Origin of the sequence: Streptomyces sp. NPDC051913 (genome assembly GCF_044593635.1) — a bacterium.
GTDB lineage: Bacteria > Actinomycetota > Actinomycetes > Streptomycetales > Streptomycetaceae > Streptomyces.
The window spans coordinates 1125924-1146797 of record NZ_JBIUCI010000001.1 but is presented as its reverse complement, the minus strand read 5'-3'; the positions used below and the strand labels follow the sequence as shown (position 1 = coordinate 1146797).

Sequence of the window (20874 nt, the reverse complement as noted above, 5' to 3'; positions counted from 1 at the left end):
GCGGTTTCGCTGTCGCGCCGCTCTATTTCGCGTGCGTGACCGCGTAGATCATCACGAACGCCACGATGTGGATGCCGAAGAGGAAGTAGCCGAGGTAGTACCAGACGATGCGTTCGCGTTTCTTCTCCAGTGCCAGGCGGCGCTGTTCCGCCCCGGAATCGTCGGCCTCGGTCATCACGGTTCCCTGTGCACCTTCGTGTTCGACGCCTGGGCGCGCGGGCGCAGGACCAGGAGATCGACGTTGACGTGGGCGGGGCGGGTGACCGCCCAGGTGATCGTGTCCGCGACGTCGTCGGCCGTGAGGGGCTCGGCGACGCCCTGGTAGACCTTGGCGGCCTTCTCCTGGTCGCCGCCGAAACGGGTGAGCGCGAACTCGTCGGTCTTCACCATGCCGGGCGCGATCTCGATCACCCGGACCGGCTGCCCGACGATCTCCAGACGGAGGGTCTCGGCGAGGACGTGGCTGCCGTGCTTGGCGGCCACGTAACCGCCGCCGCCCTCGTAGGTGCCGTGGCCCGCGGTCGAGGAGACCACGACGACCGTGCCGTCGCCGCTCGCGATCAGTTTGGGGAGCAGGGCCTGGGTGAGGTTGAGGGTGCCGATGACGTTCGTCTCGTACATCGTGCGCCAGTCGGCCGGGTCGCCGGTCGCGACCGGGTCGGCGCCGAGCGCGCCGCCCGCGTTGTTGACCAGGACGCCGATCGTCTTGAAGGCACTGGCGAACTCGTCGACCGCGGCGCGGTCGGTGACGTCAAGCTGGTACGCGGTGGCCTGGTGGCCGGCCGCGTTGATCTCCTCCGCCAGCGCCTCGATCCGGTCCTTGCGGCGGGCGGTGAGGACGACGCGGTAGCCGGCGGCGGCCAGCCCGCGGGCCGTGGCGGCGCCGATTCCGCTGCTCGCACCGGTGACGACGGCGATGCGGGACGCTGCGCTGGGCATGGGCGGGAGCTCCTCGGGTCGGCGATCAGGGGGCTTTCGGGTGGCCTTCGATCGGCCTTCGATGGCCTTCGGTGACCTTCCCCAGGATAGGCGGGCTCCGGTGCTCCCTTCCGGGCGGTCCGTATCGCGGGCCGGTGAGAAAATGAGGGGGGTGATCCCCTGGAAGACGGAGGTGGATCATGGGAGAAGCGCGTGAGGTCATGGACCGGCTCACCGACGCGGTGACCGCGCACCCGGACCTGAAGGTCCTCGGCGAGCTGTACGCGGAGGACGCCGTCGCCTACACCCCCGACGAGGGCGAGATCCGCGGACGCGACCACATCGTGGAGTACTGGCGGCAGATGACGGAGTCGGTCCCGGACGGCAGGTTCGAGCCGCTGCACTCCTACGAGGTCGGCGACACCGCCATCGACGAGGGCGTCTACCGCGGCCACAACACCGGCCCGCTGTACCTGCCCGACGGCGGCACCCTGCCCGCCACCGGCAAGGAGGTCAGTATTCGCGGGGTGGACCTCGCCACCGTGAAGGACGGCCGGATCACGGAGTACCGGCTCTACTTCGACGAGATGGAGTTCCTGGGCCAGCTGGGGCTGCTGCCCGACGAGACGCCTTGACGCGGGGCGGGGGTCACTGTCCTCGCGGGGCGTACATGATGACCGCCATGCCCGCGAGGCAGATCAGTGCGCCCGTGATGTCCCAGCGGTCGGGGCGGTAGCCGTCCGCTGCCATGCCCCACAGGATCGAACCGGCGACGAAGACCCCGCCGTACGCGGCCAGGATCCGGCCGAAGTGCGCGTCCGGCTGGAGGGTGGCGACGAAACCGTAGGCGCCGAGGGCGAGGACGCCGCCGCCGATCCAGAGCCAGCCGCGGTGCTCCCGTACGCCCTGCCACACAAGCCAGGCGCCGCCGATCTCGAAGAGGGCGGCGACGACGAAGAGGGCGGCGGAGCGCAGGACGTGCATGCCGGAAGGGTGGCACAGCGGCTTCACCTGATGGACGGCGCCTGCCCGGCGCTCCGCGTGGGATACATCCGTACGACCACGGTGGAGTCTCCTCTGAGGAGTGGGCGGTATGCGGGTTCTTGGTGTGTGCGTCGCGGCTGTGCTGGCGGTCGGCGGTGCGGCTCCGGCCGCGGTCGCGGCCGACGGGTCCGACGGCGGGTGGTTCGATCCCGCCCCCGAGGCCGACCTCGCCTATCACGGGGCCGCGTCCATGGCCTCCGGCCAGGTCGATGTGCGGTTCACGCCGCGCAACCACGGGCCGTCGGCGGTCCCGGACGCGACCGTACGGCTGCGCTGGTCGGAGCCGCTGGCCAACCGGCAGCAGCTGCCGGACGGGTGCGCGCGCTCGGGCGCGCGGGTGGTGCTGTGCCGGGTGGGGGCGCTGGACGCGGACGGGCTGGGGGAGCAGATCGAGCTGCGGCTGCGGCTGCGTGGGGAGCCGTCGGAGGTGCTGGTGGACATCGACACGGTGTGGAGCGGCGGGGTGGTGGACCGGAACCGGGCCAACGACCGGCAGCGGGTGCTGGTGCTGGACACGGGGGACACGTACTACTTCTGACCGACGCCGGGGGCTTCTTCGGCGGCGGGTGTGTGCGTCGTACGATTTCTGCACGGCGCAGACGAAGGGTGGCGGGCATGGGTGGCGGTACGTCACGTGAGCGGATGCTGGACGAGCTGTCCGTGGTCTCCCGGCGCTACATGGCCTCGTACGCCCTCTTCAACCAGGCCGTCGCCGACCATGTCGGCCTGCACCCCACCGATCTTCAGTGTCTGAACCTGCTGACCCTGGAGGGTGCTCCGGTGACGACCGGCCGGGTCGCCGAGCTGACCGGGCTGACGACCGGGTCGGCGACCCGGCTCGTGGACCGGCTGGAGCGGGCGGGTTATGTCGTGCGGCAGCGGGACGCGGCCGACCGGCGGCGGGTGCTCGTGACGACCGTGCCGGAGAAGGTCGCGGAGTTCGGGCGCGTGTGGGACAGGCTGGGGGGCGGCTGGGTGGCGCTCTTCGACGACCTCGGTGACGACCAACTGGCGCTGCTCATCGAGCACATGAGGCGTACGACGGAGTTCAGCGCGCGGCAGGTCGAGCGGTTGCGGGCCGGGGACGTCTGAGACACGACCTAGGCGATCTGCTCGTCCTGGGTGTCGTAGCGGTCGCGGGCCTCGTGGACCTCGTCGATGTGGGTCTCCGCCCAGTCCTTCACGGCCGTCAGGAGCAGGGCCAGGCTGTGGCCGAGCGGGGTGAGTTCGTAGTCGACGCGGACCGGGACGGACGGGGTGACCGTGCGGGCCAGGATGCCGTCGCGTTCCAGTGAACGCAGGGTCTGGGTCAGCATCTTGGGGCTCACGCCCGCGATCTTCCGGCCGAGGTCGCTGTAGCGCATGGTGCCGCCGGCGAGGGCGGAGACGACGAGGCTGACCCACTTGTCGCTGAGACGGTCCAGGAGCTGGTTGGTGGGGCAGCCCTTGATGAACGCGTCGTACTCGATGCGGGCCCGTTCGCGTCGCTGGGCCGCCGTCATGGTCGCCACGGCTCACCTCTGGGGGACATACGCACTCTCAGGTAACTACTTACCAGGAGATAGTAGCTCTTCCTAGGGTTGCCGGCAGATGGAGGGCGGTCGCCGAGATCTTCGGTGGTCGCCGACAGCCGGTCTATTCAAGGGAGTTGGCAGTCATGCGTGCTGCGGTCGTGAACGCGTTCGGTGGGCCCGAGGTCGTCGAGGTCCTGGAGGCCGAGGTGCCCGAGCCGGGGGCGCGCGAGGTGCGGATCAAGGTGGCGGCGGCCACGGTCAACCCCGTCGACGCCGGGGTGCGGCAGGGCGTCTTCGGGGGTGCGGGCAAGCGGCTCGGGCTGGGCTGGGACGTGGCCGGGACCGTGGACGCGGTGGGTGTCGCCAGTTCGTGGAGTGTGGGGGACGAGGTCGTCGCCCTCGACTACGGGATGGTGAAGCCGCTCGGTACTCATGCGGAGTACGTCGTCGTGCCCACGGACGCGGTGGCGCTGGCGCCTCGGACGGTGGGGGCGGTGGAGGCGGCGACGTTGCCGTTGAACGGGCTGACGGCTGCGCAGGCGCTGGATCTGCTGTCGCTTTCGGCGGGGTCTTCGCTGCTGGTGACCGGGGCCGCGGGTGCCGTCGGGGGGTTTGCGGTGCAGCTTGCCGCGCGGGCCGGGGTGGTGGTGACCGGGCTGGCTCGGGCGGGGGACGAGGAGCTGGTGCGGTCGCTCGGGGCCGCGGAGTTCGTGGTCGAGGGGCGGCCGGGTTCGTTCGACGCGGTGCTGGACGCGGCCGTTCTGGGGGCGCCGGCGCTTGAGTGGGTGCGGGACGGTGGCGCCTATGTGGGGGTTATTCCGCAGGCCGCTCCTGAGGGTGTGCGGGGGGTTCGGGCGGGGGCCGTCGAGGTCAGTGCGGATGGGGCTCGGCTGGCGGAGTTGGTGGGGCTCGTGGATTCCGGGGCGTTGAGCCTGCGGATTGCCGAGACCTTCTCGTTGGAGGATGCCGGGAAGGCTCATGCGCTGCTGGCCGGTGGTGGGGTTCGGGGGCGGGTTGTGCTGGTGCCGGGCGCCTAAGGGCTCGGGTGGGCTGTTGTGCGGCGTGTGCGGGTGCGTGGGGGCTGATCGCGCAGTTCCCCGCGCCCCTGGGTGGGTCAGTGGTGGCCTTCCTTTTGAGGGCTGCGCGGCAGTAGCGCTGCCAAGGGCAGGCATGCCGTCACCGCCGCTGCCACCACCAGCAGGCTCCACGTGCCGTTGCTGTGGAAGTACACCGTCGTCACCGTCGCCGCGCCCATCGCGTTGGCGAGTTGCTGGACCGCGTTCAGGGAGCCGCTCGCGCTTCCCGCCTCGGACGGGGCGATGTCGCCGATCGTGAGGTCGTAGATCGTGCCGAAGCAGGTGCCCATTCCGATGCCGAGGATCACGAGGGGGGCGAGCAGCTGCCAGGTGGTGGTGTGGGTGCCGGTCTGGTGGATCTGGAGCAGGAGCCAGACGCAGCCCGCCAGGAGGATCAGCAGGCCGGTTACGGCCAGGCGGCGGCCGTACGTGTGGATCAGGCCGTGGCAGGCGATCGAGGCGATCACGATGCCGAGGGTCAGGGGGATCAGGCCCAGCGCGGTGTCGGCGGGGGTGCGGCCCAGGTCCTGCTGGAGGAAGAGGGAGATGACGTAGAGGAGGCCGGACGTCGCGGCGAAGGCGGCCACGCCGAGGGTGAGGCCAGCCGCGAAGCCCCGGTTGCGCAGGAGTGACGGCTCGATGAGGGGGTGGGTCGCGGTGCGCTGGCGGTGGCAGAACGCGGCGAAGGCGGCGACGCCGAGGAGAAGGAGGAGCAGGGGGCGGGCCGTCCAGGCTCCGGCCGCGCCGTCGATCAGGCCGCCCAGCAGGCCGAGCATCGCGCCCGCGAGGAGGGCGGAGCCGGGGCCGTCCACGCAGACGGATCTGTCGCCGGTGTCCCGGGGGAGCAGCCGGGCCGCGGCCAGCAGCGCGGCGCCGCCCAGGAGCAGGTTGATCAGGAACATGGGGCGCCAGCCGAGGCCCGCGAGGTCGGCGTCGACCAGGAAACCGGCGAGGATCGGGCCGCCGACGGCGGAGAGTCCCATCGCGGGGCCGAACAGGGCGAAGGCCTTGCCGATCTGGTCGCGTGGCCAGGTGGCGCCGAGGATGCCGAAGCCCTGGGGGATGACGAGGGCTCCGAAGGCGCCCTGGACGAGGCGGGCGGCGACCAGGGTCGCGGGGGTGGGGGCCAGACCGCAGGCCAGTGAGGCGGCGACGAAACCGGCGAGGCCGGTCAGGAACAGTCTGCGGCGGCCGTACTTGTCGCCCAGGCGCCCGCCGGGGACGAGCAGGACGCCGAGGGCGAGGGCGTAGGCGGTGCCCAGCCACTGGACCAGGCCGGGGCCGCCGCCGAGGTCGGCCGTGATGGTCGGGGCGGCGATGTTGGTGATCGTCGCGTCGAGGAGGTCGAGGACGTCGGCGGCGAGGATCACGGCCAGGATCGCCCAGCGGGCGCGGGCCGAGAGAGCGGCTTCGCATTTGCTTGCGTCGTGAAGTGTCTGCGTCACGCAGATAAATATGTGGGCTGACCCGTCGGGTGTCAACCGGCTTTCGCCGTGCGTGGAATACCGGGAGCGGGGTGGTCGTTCAGGGGTATAGTTGAACGGTCAACAACTTGGAGGGTGATCGGCCATGCAGTTCGGGATCTTCAGCGTCGGTGACGTCACGCCGGACCCCACGACAGGGCGGACGCCGACCGAGCGCGAGCGCATCAAGGCCATGGTCGCCATCGCGCTGAAGGCCGAAGAGGTCGGTCTCGACGTCTTCGCGACCGGCGAGCACCACAACCCGCCGTTCGTGCCGTCCTCGCCGACCACCATGCTCGGCTACATCGCCGCGCAGACCGAGCGGATCGTGCTCTCCACCTCCACGACCCTCATCACCACCAACGACCCGGTGAAGATCGCCGAGGACTTCGCGATGCTCCAGCACCTGGCCGACGGGCGCGTCGACCTGATGATGGGGCGCGGCAACACCGGCCCGGTCTATCCGTGGTTCGGGCAGGACATCCGGCAGGGCATCAACCTCGCCGTCGAGAACTACGCCCTGCTGCGGCGGCTGTGGCGCGAGGACGTCGTGGACTGGGAGGGGAAGTTCCGTACGCCGCTCCAGGGCTTCACCTCCACCCCCCGGCCGCTCGACGGGGTCGCCCCCTTCGTCTGGCACGGGTCCATCCGGTCGCCCGAGATCGCCGAGCAGGCCGCGTACTACGGCGACGGCTTCTTCCACAACAACATCTTCTGGCCGGCCGACCACACGAAGAAGATGATCGAGCTGTACCGCTCGCGCTACGCCCACTACGGCCACGGGACCCCCGAGCAGGCCGTCGTCGGACTCGGCGGGCAGGTGTTCATGCGGGCCAGGTCGCAGGACGCGGTGCGGGAGTTCCGGCCGTACTTCGACAACGCGCCGGTGTACGGACACGGTCCCTCGCTGGAGGACTTCGCCGACCAGACGCCGCTGACCGTGGGCTCCCCGCAGCAGGTCATCGAGAAGACGCTGAGCTTCCGCGAGTACGCCGGTGACTACCAGCGGCAGTTGTTCCTGCTGGACCATGCCGGGCTGCCGCTGAAGACCGTCCTGGAGCAGCTCGACATGCTCGGTGAGCAGGTCGTTCCGGTGCTGCGCGAGGAGTTCGCGAAGGGGCGGCCGGATGATGTGCCGGAGGCGCCGACCCACGCGTCGCTGGTGGCCGCCGCGAAGGCGGAGGGGACGGGTGCCGCGTCCGACGCCCAGGCCGATGTGAAGAAGGAGACCGTGTCATGAAGCTTGTCGTCGTCTCGGCGGGGCTGAGTGTGCCCTCGTCCACGCGGTTGCTCGCCGACCGGCTCTCCGCGGCCGTGGGGCGGCGGACGCCGGTGGACGTCCAGGTCGTCGAGTTGCGTGAGCTCGCCGTGGAGATCGCGCACTTCTTCACCAACGGGTTCCCCGGCAAGGCGCTGGCCGCCGCACAGGAGGCGGTGGCCGGGGCCGACGGGCTGATCGTCGTCACGCCGGTGTTCTCCGCCTCGTACAGCGGGCTGTTCAAGTCGTTCTTCGACGTCCTCGACAAGGACGCGCTCGTCGGGAAGCCGGTGCTCGTCGCCGCGACCGGCGGCAGTGCGCGGCACTCGCTGGTGCTGGAGCACGCGCTGCGGCCGCTGTTCGCCTATCTGCGGGCCGTCGTCGTGCCGACCGCCGTCTACGCCGCGTCCGAGGACTGGGGTGCGGAGGGGCTTGAGGGGCGGATCGAGCGGGCCGCGGGGGAGCTGGCCGGGTTGATGACGGGGCTGGCTGGGCCGGTGGCCGGGCTGCCGGGGAGGTTGGCGGCGGGTTCGGATTCCGGTGCCGGTTCGGGAGCGGGTGCCGCGGGTGCTGGAGCGTCGGTGCCGGCTGCTCGGGGTGGTGACGGTGGCTTCGAGGTCGTGCCCTTCGCGGAGCAGCTCGCCGCGTTGTCGCCGCGGCGGTGAGAGGGCGGTAGGGGGACGGGGCGCGGTTGCCTCTGTGACGGTGAGAGGCGGGTAAAAAGGCTGATCGTCGGGTCGCTCACCCGGCTGAACCGGCGGATGCCTTGGCAGTATGGAGGCGTGCCTCAGACCGTGCTGCTCGCCGAAGACGACCGCGCCATCCGTCATGCGCTGGAGCGTGCCCTCACCCTGGAGGGCTACCGGGTCACCGCGGTCGCCGACGGGGTCGAGGCGCTCGCGCAGGCGCACCGCACCCCGCCGGACGTGCTCGTCCTGGACGTGATGATGCCCGGGATCGACGGGCTCCAGGTGTGCCGGGTGCTGCGGGCCGAGGGCGACCGGACACCGATCCTGATGCTGACGGCGCTTGTGGAGACCCAGGACCGGATCGCCGGGCTGGACGCGGGCGCCGACGACTATGTGCTGAAGCCGTTCGACGTCGAAGAGGTCTTCGCCCGGTTGCGGGCGCTGTTGCGGCGCACCGGGGGTGGGGGCGGTGGCGGGACCGGAGGCGGTGGCGGTGGTGGTACGGGTGCCGGTTCGGGTGCCGGTGCGGGGTCGGGGGGCGCCGACGTCGCGCAGAAGGTCGTACCCGAGCGATATCTGGAGGCCGCCGGGATCCGGATGGATCCGCAGGCGCGGCGGGCCTGGCGGGACGGGCGGGAGCTGGAGCTGACCCGTACCGAGTTCGAGCTGCTGGAGCTGCTGGTCCGCAACGCCGGGATCGTGCTCGACCACTCGACCATCTACGACCGGATCTGGGGCTACGACTTCGGCCCCGGGTCGAAGAACCTCGCCGTCTACGTCGGTTATCTGCGGCGCAAGCTCGACGAACCGGGGGCGCCGCAGCTGATCCACACCGTGCGCGGCGTGGGGTACGTGCTGCGGGAGGACTGAGTGGGGCGCCTCGCGCGGCTGCTGCGTAGGCGGCGGCCCGGGCTGGTGTCCCTCGCGACCACGTTCGCCGTGTCCTTCGCGGCCGTCACCGCCGCCGTCACCGTCGTCGTCGGCATCCTGTCCTACAGCGCGGCGGCCCGGCTGGTTCGGGTCGACCAGCAGTCCGTATTCGACGAGGTCGTACAGGATCTGCGGGACGAGGTGCGGCAGCATCGGATGGCGCCGGAGGACTTCTCGTCGTCGGCGCCGGGGCACGATCTGGTGCGGCCGGCCCGTACGGATGTGCAGGTGCTGGGGGCGGACGGGGCGGTGGTCGATCCTGGGAGTCCTGGGCTGCCGGTCACCGATGCGGATCGGGCGGTCGCCGGGGCCTCGGCGGCCGGGGAGCTGACCGAGCACAAGGACGTCGACGTCGGCAACGACGTGTATCGCGTGGCCACCGTGGCGCTGGGCGGTGGGCGGGGGGCCGTGCAGGTCGCCCAGGAGTTCAGTGACACCGAGGATCTGCTCCAGGCGCTCCAGCAGCGGACGCTCATCCTCATGGCCGCCGTGGTCGTGGGGGCCGGGTTGTTCGGGTGGTGGCTCGCCCGGCGGATCACCCGGCGGTTGGTCGTTCTCACGGCCGCCGCGGAGGACGTCGCCCGGACCCGGCGGCTCGGGGTTCAGGTGCCGGTGACCGGCTATGACGAGGTGGGGCGGCTCGGGCGGGCCTTCGACCGGATGCTCGGGCGGCTCGCGCAGTCGGAGGAGGATCAGCGGCGGCTGGTGCAGGACGCGGGGCATGAGCTGCGGACGCCGTTGACCTCGTTGCGGACCAATATCTCGCTGCTGCGGCGGATCGACGAGCTGCCTCCGGAGACTCGGGAGGAGCTGGTCGCCGACCTCGGGCAGGAGGCTCGGGAACTCACCGATCTGGTCAACGAGTTGGTCGAGCTGGCCGCCGGGCAGTCCGACACCGAGCCGCCGCAGCGGGTCGATCTCGCCGATATCGCGGAGGACGTGGCCGGGGTGGCCCGGCGGCGAACCGGGCGGGAGATCCTGGTGCGGGCCAGTGGGGACACGTCGACGGACGGGCGGCCGGGGATGCTGACCCGGGCGATGTCCAACCTCGTGGAGAACGCGGTGAAGTTCGACCGGGAGGGGCGGGGGCCCGTCGAGATCCGGGTGGCCGGGCCGGCTCGTGCGGGGGTGGTGCGGGTGGAGGTGCTGGACCGGGGGCCCGGGATCGGGGACGAGGAGCTTGTGCGGGTGTTCGACCGGTTCTATCGGGCCGCGGATGCTCGGTCGTTGCCGGGGTCCGGGCTGGGGCTGTCGATCGTGCGGGAGGTGGCGCTGGCCCATGGGGGTGCGCCGTTCGCCGTTCGGCGGGACGGGGGTGGGGTCGTTATCGGGTTCACGGTGGGGGGTGGCTGAGCCGTCGGGGGCGGATTCTGGTGCGGGTGCGGGTGCGGGTGCGGGTGCGGGTGCGGGTGCCGGTGCGGTGCGGTGCGGGTGCGTTGGGGGTCGGGGCCGCGCCGGGGGGTGTCCGTCCTCGGAACGGCGCGGAATGGGTCAGTCGAGAAGGCACCCGTGTGGACGCGCCAACCGCTGCGGGCGGACACCCCCCGACACGTCCCCTTGCCGCCGTTGCGCGCTGCGGCTCCGCGGGGGTGCGGGTCCCGTCCCGGGGCCGCACGCCGTAGCGTCCCGGTGGATCCAACTGCCGGGGAGGCTCACTGTGTTGCTTGATCATGAAGCTGCCGTGCTCGATGCCATCGACGAGGCCGCGGTCGCGCGTACGTTGATGGAGCTCATCGCCGTGCCGAGTGTGACCGGGAGTGCGGCCGAGGCGGAGATCCAGCAGCTGTTGGGGCGGCGGCTGGAGCTTCTCGGGCTTGATGTCGATCTGTGGCGCATGGATCTGGACGCGTTGCGCGCGCATCCGGAGTTTCCCGGCAGCGAGGCTCCTCGTGAGGAGGCCTGGGGGCTGGTTGGGCACCTGGGGGAGGGTGAGGATGGGCCCCTCTTCGTGTTGCAGGGGCATGTTGACGTGGTGCCGGGTGGGGATCCGGGGGCCTGGGTGGGGGATCCCTTCGTGCCGCGGGTGGTGGGGGATGTCGTGCATGGGCGGGGGGCCTGTGACATGAAGGGTGGGCTGGCCGCGCAGTTGGCCGTGCTGGGGGCTCTGCGGGCGGCCGGGGTGCGGTTGCGGGGGCGGGTCGGTGTGCATTTCGTCGTGGGGGAGGAGGACGGGGGGCTTGGCGCCTTCGGCACCTTGCAGCGGGGGTACCGGGGTGATGTGTGCGTCATCGGGGAGCCGACCGCGGGGACACTGGTCACCGCCAACGCGGGGGCGCTCACCTTTCGGCTGACCGTCAACGGGCTTGCCGCGCACGCAAGTTCGCGGGAGAAGGGGGTCAGTGCCGTCGACGCGTATGCAGGGGTGCACCGGGCGTTGGGGGAGCTGGAGGCGCTGCGTAACCGGGAGCCGCATCCGTTGCTCGCCGAGTATCCGATCCCGTACGCGCTGTCGGTGGGGACCGTGCGGGCCGGGGACTGGGCCAGCAGCGTGCCCGACGTGCTGGTGGCGGAGGGGCGGCTCGGGGTGCGGCTGGGGGAGGAACCGGCCGCCGCCCGGGCGGAGTTCGAGCGGTGGGTGGCGGAGGTGTGCGGTCGTGATCCCTGGTTGCGGGAGCACCCTGTGGGGGTGAGCTGGCCTGGTGGGCAGTTCGCCAGTGGGCGGTTGCCGGAGGGGCATCCGCTGCCCGGGGTGTTGCGGGAGGCGTGGGTGGACGCGGGGGGTGATGGTTCGCTGCGGGAGCGGGGGGCCACCTACGGGAGCGATCTGCGGTTGTACGCGGGGGCCGGGGTGCCCGCGTTGCAGTACGGGCCGGGGGACATCGAGGTCGCGCACAGTGCGCGGGAGTGTGTGGCGGTGGGGGAAGTGGTGGGCGTGGCGAGGACCTTGGCGCTCGCCGTGCTGCGGAGTGTCGGGGTCAGGTGATGGTGGTCGGGTCGCTACGCCGAGCACTTTGAGCAGCGCTCTTGTCGCCGGGTGCGGGTTGGTGGGGGGCTGGTCGCGCAGTTCCCCGCGCCCCGGGCGCGGGCACGGGCGCGGGGGTGCCGGTCAGGGGGCGGTCGGCCGGTATGAGTACCTGTACCCAGGGCGGAGCGAGTGATCGCGCCCATCCGGTGTGCCCCGGGGCGGCTTAGCGTCCTCGTATGTCCGCGAACGATTCCCCCGCCCGTCCGACCCACCCCACCGGCGCCGGTGCCCTCGGCTGTGGCTGTGCCGTGCTCGTGGTCCTGCTCGGCGTTCTCGTCCTGGTGTTCGTCCAGCTCACCTGGGGTTCGGCGGGGGCGGCGGACTATCCCCGCGTCGCGCCCGAGGAGATGGCGGAGCGGGCCTTCGAACGGTCCCAGGAGGCGTACGGCGTCCTGGGGTTCACCCGGACCGTGCGGCCGGGCGTCGAGAAGGTCGGCGTCAGTACGGAGAACACCTTCGACTCCGGCTTCTGCTACGACGGGGGGCCGCTGGGCCTGGACGACAAGACCGTCGACGGTGCCTACACCATGAGCCACGACTGGGCCCTGGACGATGTGCCGGCGAGCCGGGCCGTGCCGGGGCTGCGGCGGCTGCACGAGCGGTTGAAGGACGACGGCTGGGAGGTCACGTCGTATCGGGAGGGTACGGACGGGCAGGACTGGAGCCTGTTCGTGCGGCGGGACGACGGCGACGAGCGGATGTCCTTCACCTGGTTCCCGGACCGTGAGTACTTCATGGGGGGTGCGAGCGTGCCCTGCGCCTACGACCCCGCCTGGGAGGAGGGTGACGTCGGTCCCGCCGGGGACGATGTGCGGCCGTCGGTGTTCGGTCCCGCGTAGGTAGGCGGGCGCGCGGGTGCTGTGCGCACGGCATGATCTGTGGATCGCACGTGGGTGAACAGGAAGGGCGACGGGACGTGGACGAGCGGGCGGAGATCTCTACGGCGAAGGAGGCCGCCGACAATCCGCTGGTGCTGGCCTTCGGGCGGCTCCAGGGGGCGGCCAACCGGCTGGAGTACCTCCTGGGCCGGGCCCTGGAGGAGGAGTGCGGGATCAGCCATCTGATGTTCGAGGTGCTGCTCATCCTCGGGCGGGCCGAGGGGGCCGGGCTGTCCATGCGGGCCGTCGCTCAGGAGCAGGTGCTGACGACCGGCGGCGCCACCCGGCTGGTCGACCGGATGGAGGCGGCCGGGCTCGTCGAGCGCGCCGAGGACCCGGGTGACCGACGGGGGCGGCTGGTGCGGCTGACCGAGTTGGGGGAGCGGACCGCGGTGCGGGCTTCGCGGGTGCACGTGGAGAACATCCGGCGTTACTTCCTGGCGCCGCTGCCGGCCGAGGACCATGACCGGTTCGCGGAGGATCTGCGCATCCTGAGTCACTCCGCGCGGGATGTGCTGCCTCGGCTGCCCTGAGGTCGGGCATCGGCCGGTCGGCTTCGTCGACCTGCGGGTGGTGGGCGGCGCTGGTTCACTGGCTAACGGCACTCCGGTGTGGCGGCTGTCACACCGCCGGTCACCTCGCCGGGGAAATACCTGACGGATCAGTTACTGTTGTGTCAGGTGAAATGCTCGCTTCCGGCGGGCGCCCCACACCCTTTGCCGAGGTCCTCGATGAAGCTCGTCTACGTCTTCGATGCTTACTGCGGTTGGTCGCACGGGTTCTCCGGGACCCTGGGCGAGGTCGTCTCCCGCCACCCCGGGCTGCCCGTCGAGGTCGTCTCCGGCGGCCTGTTCACCCGGGCGCGCCGGGTGCCGATCCGTGAGTTCGGGTACGTCCAGGGCGCCAACGCCCAGATCGCCGAGCTGACCGGCGCCGAGTTCGGGGCCGCCTACGACCGGCTGATCGCCGACGGCTCCTTCGTGATGGACTCCGAGGCCGCCGCCCGCGGCGTCGCCGCCCTGCGCCAGGCCGCCCCCGACCGGGCCGCCGACCTCGCCGTCGCCCTCCAGCGTGCCTTCTACGTGGACGGTCTGAGCCTCTCCGACCCCGCCACCTACCGGAAGGTCGCCGAGGCCGCCGGTCTGGACGCCGGCGCCGTCGTCGCCGCCTTCGAGGCGCCCGAAGCGCAGGACGCGGCCGAGGCCGACTTCCGCCGCTCCGCCGCACTCGGCGTCACCGGCTTCCCCACCCTCCTCGGCATCGACGGCGACCTCGTCACCGTCCTCGCGCACGGTCACGCCACCGCGGACGACGTGGACCGGCGTCTGGCGTCCCTCCGCATCCACTGACCCCGCTCCCCGTCCCCACCCCCGTCCCCCTCTCTTGAAGGAGTCCTCGATGAGCACGCTCGACTTCAAGGTCCTCGACCTCGACTTCCCGGCCGGCAGCAAGAACAAGACCGCCACGCTCGTCACGGGCGAGAGCGAGGCCCTCCTCGTCGACGCCGCGTTCACCCGCGCCGACGGCCACCGTCTGGTCGCCGAGGTCCTCGACTCCGGAAAGACGCTCACCACCGTGTTCGTCAGCCACGCCGACCCCGACTTCTACTTCGGCGCCGAGGTCGTCGCCGACGCCTTCCCCCAGGCGAAGTTCCTCGCCACGCCGATCGTCATCGAGCACATCCAGCACTCCTACGAGGGCAAGCTCAAGGCCTGGGCCGCGCTCGGCCCCAACCTGCCCACCCGCCTGGTCGGGCTGGAGCCGCTGAGCGGCGACCTCACCCTCGAAGGCCACCGCTTCGAACTGCGCGGCGGCACCCCCGAACTGCCCGACCGCCACTACCTGTGGCAGGCCGAACACCGCGCCCTGCTGGGCGGTGTGCTGCTCTTCCAGCAGGAGCACGTCTGGGTCGCCGACACCGCCACCCCCGCCTCCCGCGCCGCCTGGATCAAGCTCCTGGACGAGATGGCCGCCCTCGACCCGCAGTTGGTCGTGCCCGGTCACCGGCTGCCCGGCACCGCCGCCGACGCCACCGCCATCACCGCCACCCGCGACTACCTCGTGGCCTTCGAGGAGGAACTCGGCAAGGCCGCCGACGGCCCGGCGCTCACCGAGGCGCTGGTGGCCCGCTACCCCGACAACGGCATGCTGATCGCCGCGCAGATCGGTGCGAAGGTCGCCAAGGGCGAGATGAAGTGGGGCTGACCATGACCGAGTTCGCGACCTCTCCCGCCCCCGCCGACGTCGTACGCCGCCAGTACCTGGCCTCCGCCGCCGGTGACCTCGACGCCCTGCGCGCCACCCTCGCCCCCGACGTGGAGTGGACGGAGATGGCGGGCTTCCCCCTCGCCGGGACGTACCGCACGCCCGAGGGTGTCACCGCCAACGTGATGGAGAAGCTGGGCCAGGACTGGGACGGCTGGACCGCCCACGACGACACCTACGTCGTCGACGGCGAGAACGTCGTCGTCCTCGCCCGCTACAGCGCCGTCAACAAGGCCACCGGCAAGGCGATCGACGTCCGCGTCGCCCACTCCTTCGTCGTGCGCGGCGGACTCATCGTCCGCTTCGAGCAGTTCGTCGACACCGCCCTCGTCCGCGACGCCATGACCGACTGATCCGTCAGCGCAGCGCGGTGGTCCCCTGCCGCCAGGCTCCCAGCAGCCTGGCGGCCAGGCGGTCCTCCAGATGCGAGGTCGCGCGGACGCCGAACACCACGTCCGTGTCCAGACCCGGCTCGCTCTCCAGCAGACCGTCGACGACGTCCCGCCGCACGACCTGTTCGTGCACGGCGTCGGCCTCGACGTGCTCGGTGTAGAACCTTACGGCCGCCGGGCCCGCGCCCACCCGGCGCATTGCCTCGGCGAGGCGGCGGGAGCCGGGGGACGAGGTCACCTCCACGGCGGCGAAGTGGCCGACGAGCGCACCGCGCAGCGCCCGGTGCAGGCCGAACAGGGACATCAGGTTCACGGTGGCGAGCGCCTCCGCCGGGGCCGCGTCGACATAGTGGCCGTACGCCGTCTCCAGCTTCAGGTCCGTCATCAGGTCGGCGAACAGCTCCGCGTGGATCTCGTCCGGGCGGCCCGCGCCGAACTCGTCGAACTCCACCGCCACCATCCCGGCCTTGGCCCGCCCGTGCAGTCGCGGGATGACCCAGGCGTGCGGGTCGGCCTCCTTGAGGTGGTAGAGCGAGCGCAGCGCCGCGTACTCGCGCAGCTGGTCGAGGGTGCCCTCGTCGCGCAGGAAGAACGAGACGCTCGTGCCGTCGGGGTCGGCGGTCGGTTCGACCTGGAGCGCGTCCAGGGCGGCGGTGGCGGTGGTGTCGGTGGTCGGTACGTCCTCGCGCAGCGCGGTCAGGAAGCGGTCTTCGAGCGCGGCGCGGAAGGCGAGCAGGGCGCTGTCCCACTCCAGGTCGTCGGGGACGTTCTCGAAGCCCCGGTAATGCAGTTCGTAGAGGGTGTAGAGGGCCAGTTGGAGATCGTCGCCGTAGACGGGGGAGTCGGGAAGGCCGTCAGGGGCCGACGCGCCTTGCAGGGCCGCCGCCACCGCCGCGGAGAGCGGGCCGCGGGGGGTCGGCAGGGGCGGGGGGCGGTGCCGGGAGGCGGTGGTCATGCGGGGCCCCCTTCGTCCGACGGGCCGGTGCGCCGCTCACGGCGGCGGTGGCTCGTGTCGCACCACGGGAACAGACGGCTGCGGCGGCAGGTGCAGACCGCCACCTCGAATCGGTCGGACATCGTCACCTCGCCGTTCTCGTCGACCACTTCGACCGGCCCCTCGATCAGCAGGGGCCCGTCACGCTGGACACGGATGCGGCGGGGGCGGTCAGACGCGGCGGCCACGGATCACCACCAACTCCTCTGTCGTGTCGCCGTTCACCAGACCCCGGTCGCGCAGCCAGCCGAGCCGGGAGCGCAGGACCGGACCGAAGGGCAGCCGGGTGCGGTCGACGACTTCCGCGCGCAGACCGGCCCCGGTGAGACGGCCCAGCGTGGCGTCGACGCCGCACAGATGCGAGTGGACGAGCAGCAGGGCGCCCGTCGGCTGGAGGACCGTCGGCGCGGAGTCGCAGACCCGGTCGATCAGCAGCCGGCCGTCCGGTCCCGCGTCCCAGGCGCGGGCGGGGCCGCGGGGCGCGGAAGCGTCGGGCGCGGGGACGTAGGGCGGGTTGGCGAGCACCAGGTCGAAGCGGCGGCCGGGTACCGCCGCGGCCAGGTCGCCGTGGCGCACGCGCAGGTTCTGGCCGTTGAGCACGGCGTTGAACCAGGCCGCCGCGACCGCCCGCCAGGAGATGTCGACCGCGGTCACCCGCCCGCCGAGCCGCGCGGCCTCGACCGCGAGCGCCCCGCTGCCGGTGCCCAGGTCCAGCACGTCCGTCCGGTCGGTGATCGGTTCGCGGCGCAGGGCCCGCCCGAGAAGCCGGGTGTCGGTCTGCGGCGCGTACACGCCTCGCGGGACCCAGCAGCGGCGTGGGTCGGCGGGGGTGGGGCAGCCGACGGTGGTGGGGGTCATGGGGCTCCTGGGGTCTGTCCGGGCCGAGGCGGGTGCCAGGGCGCTGCGGTCACATGAGTGCGGGGCGTTCGCTTGCGGGCGCCGAACGCGGTCTCGTCAGCCGGGGGCCTTCAGCGGTCGGGCGGACAGGGCGCTCGCCACGCCGTGGAGGTTGTCGGCCATCGTGCGGCCGGTGCTGTGCGCCCAGTCGCGGCCCTTCTCCTCGTCGAGGTAGTCGGGGCCGGGGCCCGGGCCCAGGTGCCAGTACGTCCAGGACTGGCCGGGGAACGTGTAGCCGATGTCCGCCAGTGCTCCGGAGATCTCGCTGATGACGTGGTGGGCGCCGTCCTCGTTGCCGGTGACGACGACGCCGGCCACGCGGTTGTAGGCGACGGGGCGCTCCTCGTCGTCCGTCTCGGTCATCATCGCGTCCATGCGTTCCAGGACGCGCTGCGCGACCGAGGAGGGCCGGCCCAGCCAGGTGGGGGGAGGCGACGACGAGGATCTCCGACTCCAGGAGCCGCTCATGGACGCCGGGCCACTCGTCGCCGTCGCCGGCGTCGGTGACCACCCCGGGCGTGATGTCGAGGTCGACGGCCCGGACGGAGGAGACCTGGACGCCGTAGCCGGACAGCCTCGCGGTGACCACCTCGGCCAGTGCCTCTGTGGGGGAGGGGTCGGGGGACCTCTTGAGCGTGCAGTTGATGACGAGTGCCTTCACGGTTCCTCCGGGATGGGGGAAGCCCTCGGTCAGTCTCCGGTCAGTCGTCGCCGCGGACGATGTTTGCTTCGCCGCCCGTGTCCGTCATGAGCGGGCAACTGCCGTCCTCGACAGGGGAGATGCAGGTACGCAGACCCTGCTCGCGGACGATGCGGGCCTTCCTCCAGCCCGTCCTGGCCACGCGCAGGGCGGCGGTGGGTTTGTTGTTGACGGTGGGCGCGGTCACGGCGGTTCAGCTTCTTCCTGAGGTGTCGTGCTGTCTTTTCGAGATGGCGACCGAGTTCCCTCGGGGGCTGTGCGGAAACGGCCGCAATCAGATGTCACGCCGTTCCAGCGGGCGTACCGCGGGCCCCTGGAGGACGCTGCCGTCCGGGGCGAAGCGGGAGCCGTGGCAGGGGCATTCCCAGGCCTGTTCCGCGTGGTTGAAGGCCACGACACAGCCGAGGTGGGTGCAGTTCGCCGACACCGCGTGCAGCCCGCCGCCCGCGTCCCGGTGCACGGCGCAGCGGTGGCCGCCCACCCGCATCACGGCACCGTCGCCCGGCGCGAGGTCCTCCGGCGCCGGACCCGACAGGGGCGGCAGCCGGTCGCCGACGAAGTGCCGGGCGACCTGCGTCTGGTGCTTGAGGAAGGACACGCCCTCGCGGACCACGGAGCCGAGGCGCCGCGGGTCGTACAGCCCGGCCCACTCGACCTGGCGGCCCGCCATCAGCTCGCTGATCAGGCGGCCCGCCATGATGCCGCCGCTCAGCCCCCAGCCGCCGAAGCCGGTGGCCACGTAGGTGTGCCGGGCGCCGGGGTGGAGCGGGCCGACCAGGGGCACGGAGTCGGTGGAGTCGTTGTCCTGGGTCGCCCAGCGGTGGGTGAGGGTCAGGCCGGGGAAGCGGTTCTCGGCCCAGTCGGACAGCCGGGCGAAGCGCTTGTCGACGTCCGCGGTGCCCGGCGTGAAGTGCTCGCCGGTGACGATGAGCAGCCGTACGCCGGTGTCGCCTCCGTAGGGCGCGCTGCGCACCGAGCGGGTGTTCTGTTCCGGCGTGATGTACATGTCCCGCGGGGCCCGGTCGGCGTCGAGCGGGCCGGCCACGACCAGCTCGCGGCGCGGGGAGAGCCGGGTGAAGAGGAGGGCCCGGTCGAACACCGGGTAGTGGGTGGCGACGACGACGTCGTTCGCCCGTACCGTCACCCCGGCCTCGGTCGTCAGGACGCACGGCTCGCCCTCGGTGAGGGCGACGACCCGCGTGTCCTCGTACACCGTGCCGCCGCGCCGACGCAGGTCCTCGGCGAGCGCCAGCAGGTACTTGCGGGGGTGGAACTGGGCCTGCCGCACCACCTTGACCGCGCCCGCCACCGGGAACGGCAGGTCGGTCGCGGTGACGAAGGAGGCGTCGAGGCCCGCCTCCCGTGCCGCCTCCGCCTCGGCCCTCAGCTCGGCGACACCCTCGGCCTCCTCGGCGTACGTGAACGCCGCCGCCTCCTCCCAGTCGCAGTCCGCGCCCAGCTCCGCCACGATGTCCGCCGCGTGCCGGATCGCGTCCGTCTGCGAGCGGGCGTACAGCCGCGCCCCCTCGGCCCCGCGGGTGCGGCGCAGCCGGTCGTAGACGAGGGTGTGCAGGGCGGTCAGCTTGGCCGTGGTCCGGCCGGTCACCCCGGCCGCGAGCCGCCCCGCCTCCAGCACGGCCACCTCACGGCCCTCCCGGACCAGCTCCCAGGCGGTGCTCAGTCCGGCCATGCCGCCGCCGATCACGGCGACGTCGACGGTGAGATCGGCGGTGGGCGGCGGGGCGAGGGTGCCCGGCGGGGCCGTCTCGAGCCAGTACGACCCCTTCAGTCCCTTCAGTCCTGCGTCGGCGTCCATGGCCGTCTCCTGTTCTGTGGTTGCGGCGCCTCCGCGCCGGGGTTCCCCGGGGTTCCTGGGGTTCCTCGGGTTCTGCCCCGTGCGGGGTTCACCGCCACGGCGTGCCGGGCTCCCCGGACCTGGTCCTCGCCTCGGGCCCGGCCTCGGTGACGCGGCACAGCAGCCGGAACGCCTGGAGCAGGGTCAGCGGCCACAGCGCGGCGAAGCACCACAGGAGGACGGGGTCGGAGGTGCGGACGCCCATGACGACGAGGAACACCGAGGCGCTCAGCAGGGCGGCCGTGGACAGCGGCAGCGCGCGACGGGGGACCGGGCGGCCGGCGCGGTGGTGCGGGCGGCCGGCGGGCTGATGCAGGAGCCGGCACATCCGGCGGGTCAGGCGGCGGTCGCCGCTCAGTTCCGCCTCGATACGGCGGAGCGTCAGCCGTTCGTGCGGGGAGAGCACCACGTCGTCGGGGTCGCTGCGGTCGTTCACGATCGGCACCTCTTTCGTCACCGGCCGGGTTCCCCGCCGGGGTGAGGTGACGCCTGCCGGGTACTCGGCGCGGTGCACACAGGCAAGCGATGAGGGAGGAACCCATGAGCACGGTCAAGAAGGCGGTCGAGGTGGAGGTGCCGCTGCACCGGGCGTACAACCAGTGGACCCAGTTCGAGGAGTTCCCGAAGTTCATGGAGGGCGTAGACGAGGTGACGCAGCTCGACGACCGGCACAACCACTGGACCACCAGCATCGGTGGCGTCCGGCGCGAGTTCGACACCGAGATCGTCGACCAGCTGCCCGACGACCGGATCACCTGGCGTTCCGTCGGCGGGGACACCCAGCAGCGCGGCTCGGTCCGCTTCGAACGGGTGGACGACATGCACACCAAGGTCGAGCTGACCATGGACGTCGAGCCCAGCGGCGTCGCCGAACGGAGCGCGGACGCGCTCGGCATGATCGACCGCCGGGTCTCCGGCGACCTGCGCCGCTTCAAGGACTACGTCGAGAGCAGCGGCGACAGCGGTGGCTGGCGCGGGCGGATCCGCCCCGAGGACCCGGGCATGACGTCCCTCTGATCCCGGCCGAGAGGCCTGT

The 20874-nt window shown here is 72.1% G+C and carries 26 protein-coding genes and 1 pseudogene; 15 read left to right on the top strand and 12 right to left on the bottom strand.

Annotated features, from left to right (window positions below):
• Nucleotides 1-22 precede the first annotated feature (22 nt).
• Both ACIHIX_RS05390 and ACIHIX_RS05385 read right to left on the bottom strand, forming a co-directional pair.
• Nucleotides 23-175, bottom strand: coding sequence for a hypothetical protein (locus ACIHIX_RS05390; protein WP_399949949.1), 153 nt, complete (start codon nt 173-175; stop codon nt 23-25).
• Nucleotides 175-939, bottom strand: coding sequence for an SDR family NAD(P)-dependent oxidoreductase (locus ACIHIX_RS05385; protein ID WP_399949946.1), 765 nt, complete (start codon nt 937-939; stop codon nt 175-177). The genes ACIHIX_RS05390 and ACIHIX_RS05385 overlap by 1 nt, the downstream gene beginning before the upstream one ends.
• 179 nt (nt 940-1118) lie before the next feature.
• On the opposite strand from ACIHIX_RS05385, the gene ACIHIX_RS05380 reads away from it, so the two are divergent.
• Complete coding sequence (locus ACIHIX_RS05380) at nt 1119-1553, top strand: ester cyclase (RefSeq protein WP_399949943.1); 435 nt, start codon at nt 1119-1121, stop codon at nt 1551-1553.
• Between the two features lie 13 nt (nt 1554-1566).
• On the opposite strand, the gene ACIHIX_RS05375 is transcribed toward ACIHIX_RS05380, so the two are convergent.
• Complete coding sequence (locus ACIHIX_RS05375) at nt 1567-1902, bottom strand: YnfA family protein (RefSeq protein ID WP_399949940.1); 336 nt, start codon at nt 1900-1902, stop codon at nt 1567-1569.
• 109 nt (nt 1903-2011) lie between these two features.
• Between ACIHIX_RS05375 and ACIHIX_RS05370 the strand changes: the two genes are divergently transcribed.
• Together ACIHIX_RS05370 and ACIHIX_RS05365 are read left to right on the top strand one after the other, a co-directional pair.
• Nucleotides 2012-2500: a hypothetical protein gene (locus ACIHIX_RS05370; RefSeq protein ID WP_399949937.1), complete on the top strand. Its 489-nt coding sequence runs from the start codon at nt 2012-2014 to the stop codon at nt 2498-2500.
• 77 nt (nt 2501-2577) lie between these two features.
• Nucleotides 2578-3054, top strand: coding sequence for a MarR family winged helix-turn-helix transcriptional regulator (locus ACIHIX_RS05365; protein ID WP_399949935.1), 477 nt, complete (start codon nt 2578-2580; stop codon nt 3052-3054).
• Between the two features lie 8 nt (nt 3055-3062).
• On the opposite strand, the gene ACIHIX_RS05360 is transcribed toward ACIHIX_RS05365, so the two are convergent.
• Nucleotides 3063-3473: a winged helix-turn-helix transcriptional regulator gene (locus tag ACIHIX_RS05360; protein WP_399949932.1), complete on the bottom strand. Its 411-nt coding sequence runs from the start codon at nt 3471-3473 to the stop codon at nt 3063-3065.
• Nucleotides 3474-3619: 146 nt separating this feature from the next.
• On the opposite strand from ACIHIX_RS05360, the gene ACIHIX_RS05355 reads away from it, so the two are divergent.
• The gene (locus ACIHIX_RS05355; protein ID WP_399949929.1) at nt 3620-4513 is read left to right on the top strand and encodes an NADP-dependent oxidoreductase; all 894 of its coding nucleotides are present in this window, start codon (nt 3620-3622) and stop codon (nt 4511-4513) included.
• Nucleotides 4514-4590: 77 nt separating this feature from the next.
• On the opposite strand, the gene ACIHIX_RS05350 is transcribed toward ACIHIX_RS05355, so the two are convergent.
• A complete protein-coding gene (locus ACIHIX_RS05350; RefSeq protein ID WP_399949926.1) occupies nt 4591-5997 on the bottom strand; it encodes an MFS transporter in 1407 nt (468 codons plus the stop codon).
• Nucleotides 5998-6121: 124 nt separating this feature from the next.
• Between ACIHIX_RS05350 and ACIHIX_RS05345 the strand changes: the two genes are divergently transcribed.
• The 10 genes from ACIHIX_RS05345 to ACIHIX_RS05300 all read left to right on the top strand — a co-directional run bounded on the left by ACIHIX_RS05345 (nt 6122) and on the right by ACIHIX_RS05300 (nt 15353).
• On the top strand, nt 6122-7255 hold the full coding sequence (locus ACIHIX_RS05345; RefSeq protein WP_399949923.1) for an LLM class flavin-dependent oxidoreductase: 1134 nt from the start codon (nt 6122-6124) through the stop codon (nt 7253-7255).
• Nucleotides 7252-7938 carry a CE1759 family FMN reductase gene (locus ACIHIX_RS05340; RefSeq protein WP_399949920.1) on the top strand — a complete coding sequence of 229 codons (687 nt, stop codon included), beginning with the start codon at nt 7252-7254 and terminating at the stop codon, nt 7936-7938. The genes ACIHIX_RS05345 and ACIHIX_RS05340 overlap by 4 nt, the downstream gene beginning before the upstream one ends.
• Nucleotides 7939-8055: 117 nt before the next feature.
• Entirely contained in the window at nt 8056-8832 is a 777-nt protein-coding gene (locus ACIHIX_RS05335; protein ID WP_399949917.1) for a response regulator transcription factor, read from the top strand.
• Nucleotides 8833-10245 (top strand): ATP-binding protein, encoded by a 1413-nt coding sequence (locus ACIHIX_RS05330; RefSeq protein ID WP_399949914.1) that lies wholly within the window; start codon nt 8833-8835, stop codon nt 10243-10245. It begins immediately after the preceding gene.
• A 370-nt stretch (nt 10246-10615) separates the two neighbouring features.
• Nucleotides 10616-11815, top strand: a complete 1200-nt coding sequence (locus tag ACIHIX_RS05325; protein ID WP_399950085.1) for an ArgE/DapE family deacylase — start codon at nt 10616-10618, stop codon at nt 11813-11815.
• A 218-nt stretch (nt 11816-12033) separates the two neighbouring features.
• On the top strand, nt 12034-12696 hold the full coding sequence (locus ACIHIX_RS05320; protein WP_399949911.1) for a hypothetical protein: 663 nt from the start codon (nt 12034-12036) through the stop codon (nt 12694-12696).
• Nucleotides 12697-12773: 77 nt separating this feature from the next.
• Nucleotides 12774-13268, top strand: coding sequence for a MarR family winged helix-turn-helix transcriptional regulator (locus tag ACIHIX_RS05315; RefSeq protein ID WP_399950082.1), 495 nt, complete (start codon nt 12774-12776; stop codon nt 13266-13268).
• Nucleotides 13269-13466: 198 nt separating this feature from the next.
• Nucleotides 13467-14084, top strand: a complete 618-nt coding sequence (locus ACIHIX_RS05310; protein ID WP_399949908.1) for a DsbA family protein — start codon at nt 13467-13469, stop codon at nt 14082-14084.
• Between the two features lie 49 nt (nt 14085-14133).
• Nucleotides 14134-14940 (top strand): MBL fold metallo-hydrolase, encoded by an 807-nt coding sequence (locus tag ACIHIX_RS05305; RefSeq protein WP_399949905.1) that lies wholly within the window; start codon nt 14134-14136, stop codon nt 14938-14940.
• 2 nt (nt 14941-14942) lie between these two features.
• Nucleotides 14943-15353: a nuclear transport factor 2 family protein gene (locus tag ACIHIX_RS05300; RefSeq protein WP_399949902.1), complete on the top strand. Its 411-nt coding sequence runs from the start codon at nt 14943-14945 to the stop codon at nt 15351-15353.
• Nucleotides 15354-15357: 4 nt separating this feature from the next.
• Here the strand turns inward: ACIHIX_RS05300 and ACIHIX_RS05295 are convergent, their stop codons facing one another.
• From ACIHIX_RS05295 to ACIHIX_RS05265, 7 genes and pseudogenes are all read right to left on the bottom strand, one after another.
• The gene (locus tag ACIHIX_RS05295) at nt 15358-16347 is read right to left on the bottom strand and encodes an iron-containing redox enzyme family protein (protein WP_399949899.1); all 990 of its coding nucleotides are present in this window, start codon (nt 16345-16347) and stop codon (nt 15358-15360) included.
• A complete protein-coding gene (locus tag ACIHIX_RS05290) occupies nt 16344-16574 on the bottom strand; it encodes a CDGSH iron-sulfur domain-containing protein (RefSeq protein WP_399949896.1) in 231 nt (76 codons plus the stop codon). Before ACIHIX_RS05290 ends, ACIHIX_RS05295 begins: the two co-directional genes overlap by 4 nt.
• Complete coding sequence (locus ACIHIX_RS05285; RefSeq protein WP_399949893.1) at nt 16558-17244, bottom strand: HemK2/MTQ2 family protein methyltransferase; 687 nt, start codon at nt 17242-17244, stop codon at nt 16558-16560. The genes ACIHIX_RS05290 and ACIHIX_RS05285 overlap by 17 nt, the downstream gene beginning before the upstream one ends.
• Nucleotides 17245-17340: 96 nt before the next feature.
• Nucleotides 17341-17944: pseudogene (locus ACIHIX_RS05280) on the bottom strand (flavodoxin family protein).
• A gap of 40 nt (nt 17945-17984) precedes the next feature.
• Nucleotides 17985-18170, bottom strand: a complete 186-nt coding sequence (locus ACIHIX_RS05275; RefSeq protein ID WP_399949890.1) for a hypothetical protein — start codon at nt 18168-18170, stop codon at nt 17985-17987.
• Between the two features lie 87 nt (nt 18171-18257).
• A complete protein-coding gene (locus ACIHIX_RS05270) occupies nt 18258-19799 on the bottom strand; it encodes an FAD-dependent oxidoreductase (protein WP_399949888.1) in 1542 nt (513 codons plus the stop codon).
• A gap of 88 nt (nt 19800-19887) precedes the next feature.
• On the bottom strand, nt 19888-20274 hold the full coding sequence (locus tag ACIHIX_RS05265; RefSeq protein WP_399949885.1) for a DUF3040 domain-containing protein: 387 nt from the start codon (nt 20272-20274) through the stop codon (nt 19888-19890).
• 104 nt (nt 20275-20378) lie between these two features.
• Between ACIHIX_RS05265 and ACIHIX_RS05260 the strand changes: the two genes are divergently transcribed.
• Complete coding sequence (locus tag ACIHIX_RS05260) at nt 20379-20855, top strand: SRPBCC family protein (RefSeq protein WP_399949882.1); 477 nt, start codon at nt 20379-20381, stop codon at nt 20853-20855.
• The last annotated feature ends 19 nt before the right edge of the window (nt 20856-20874 follow it).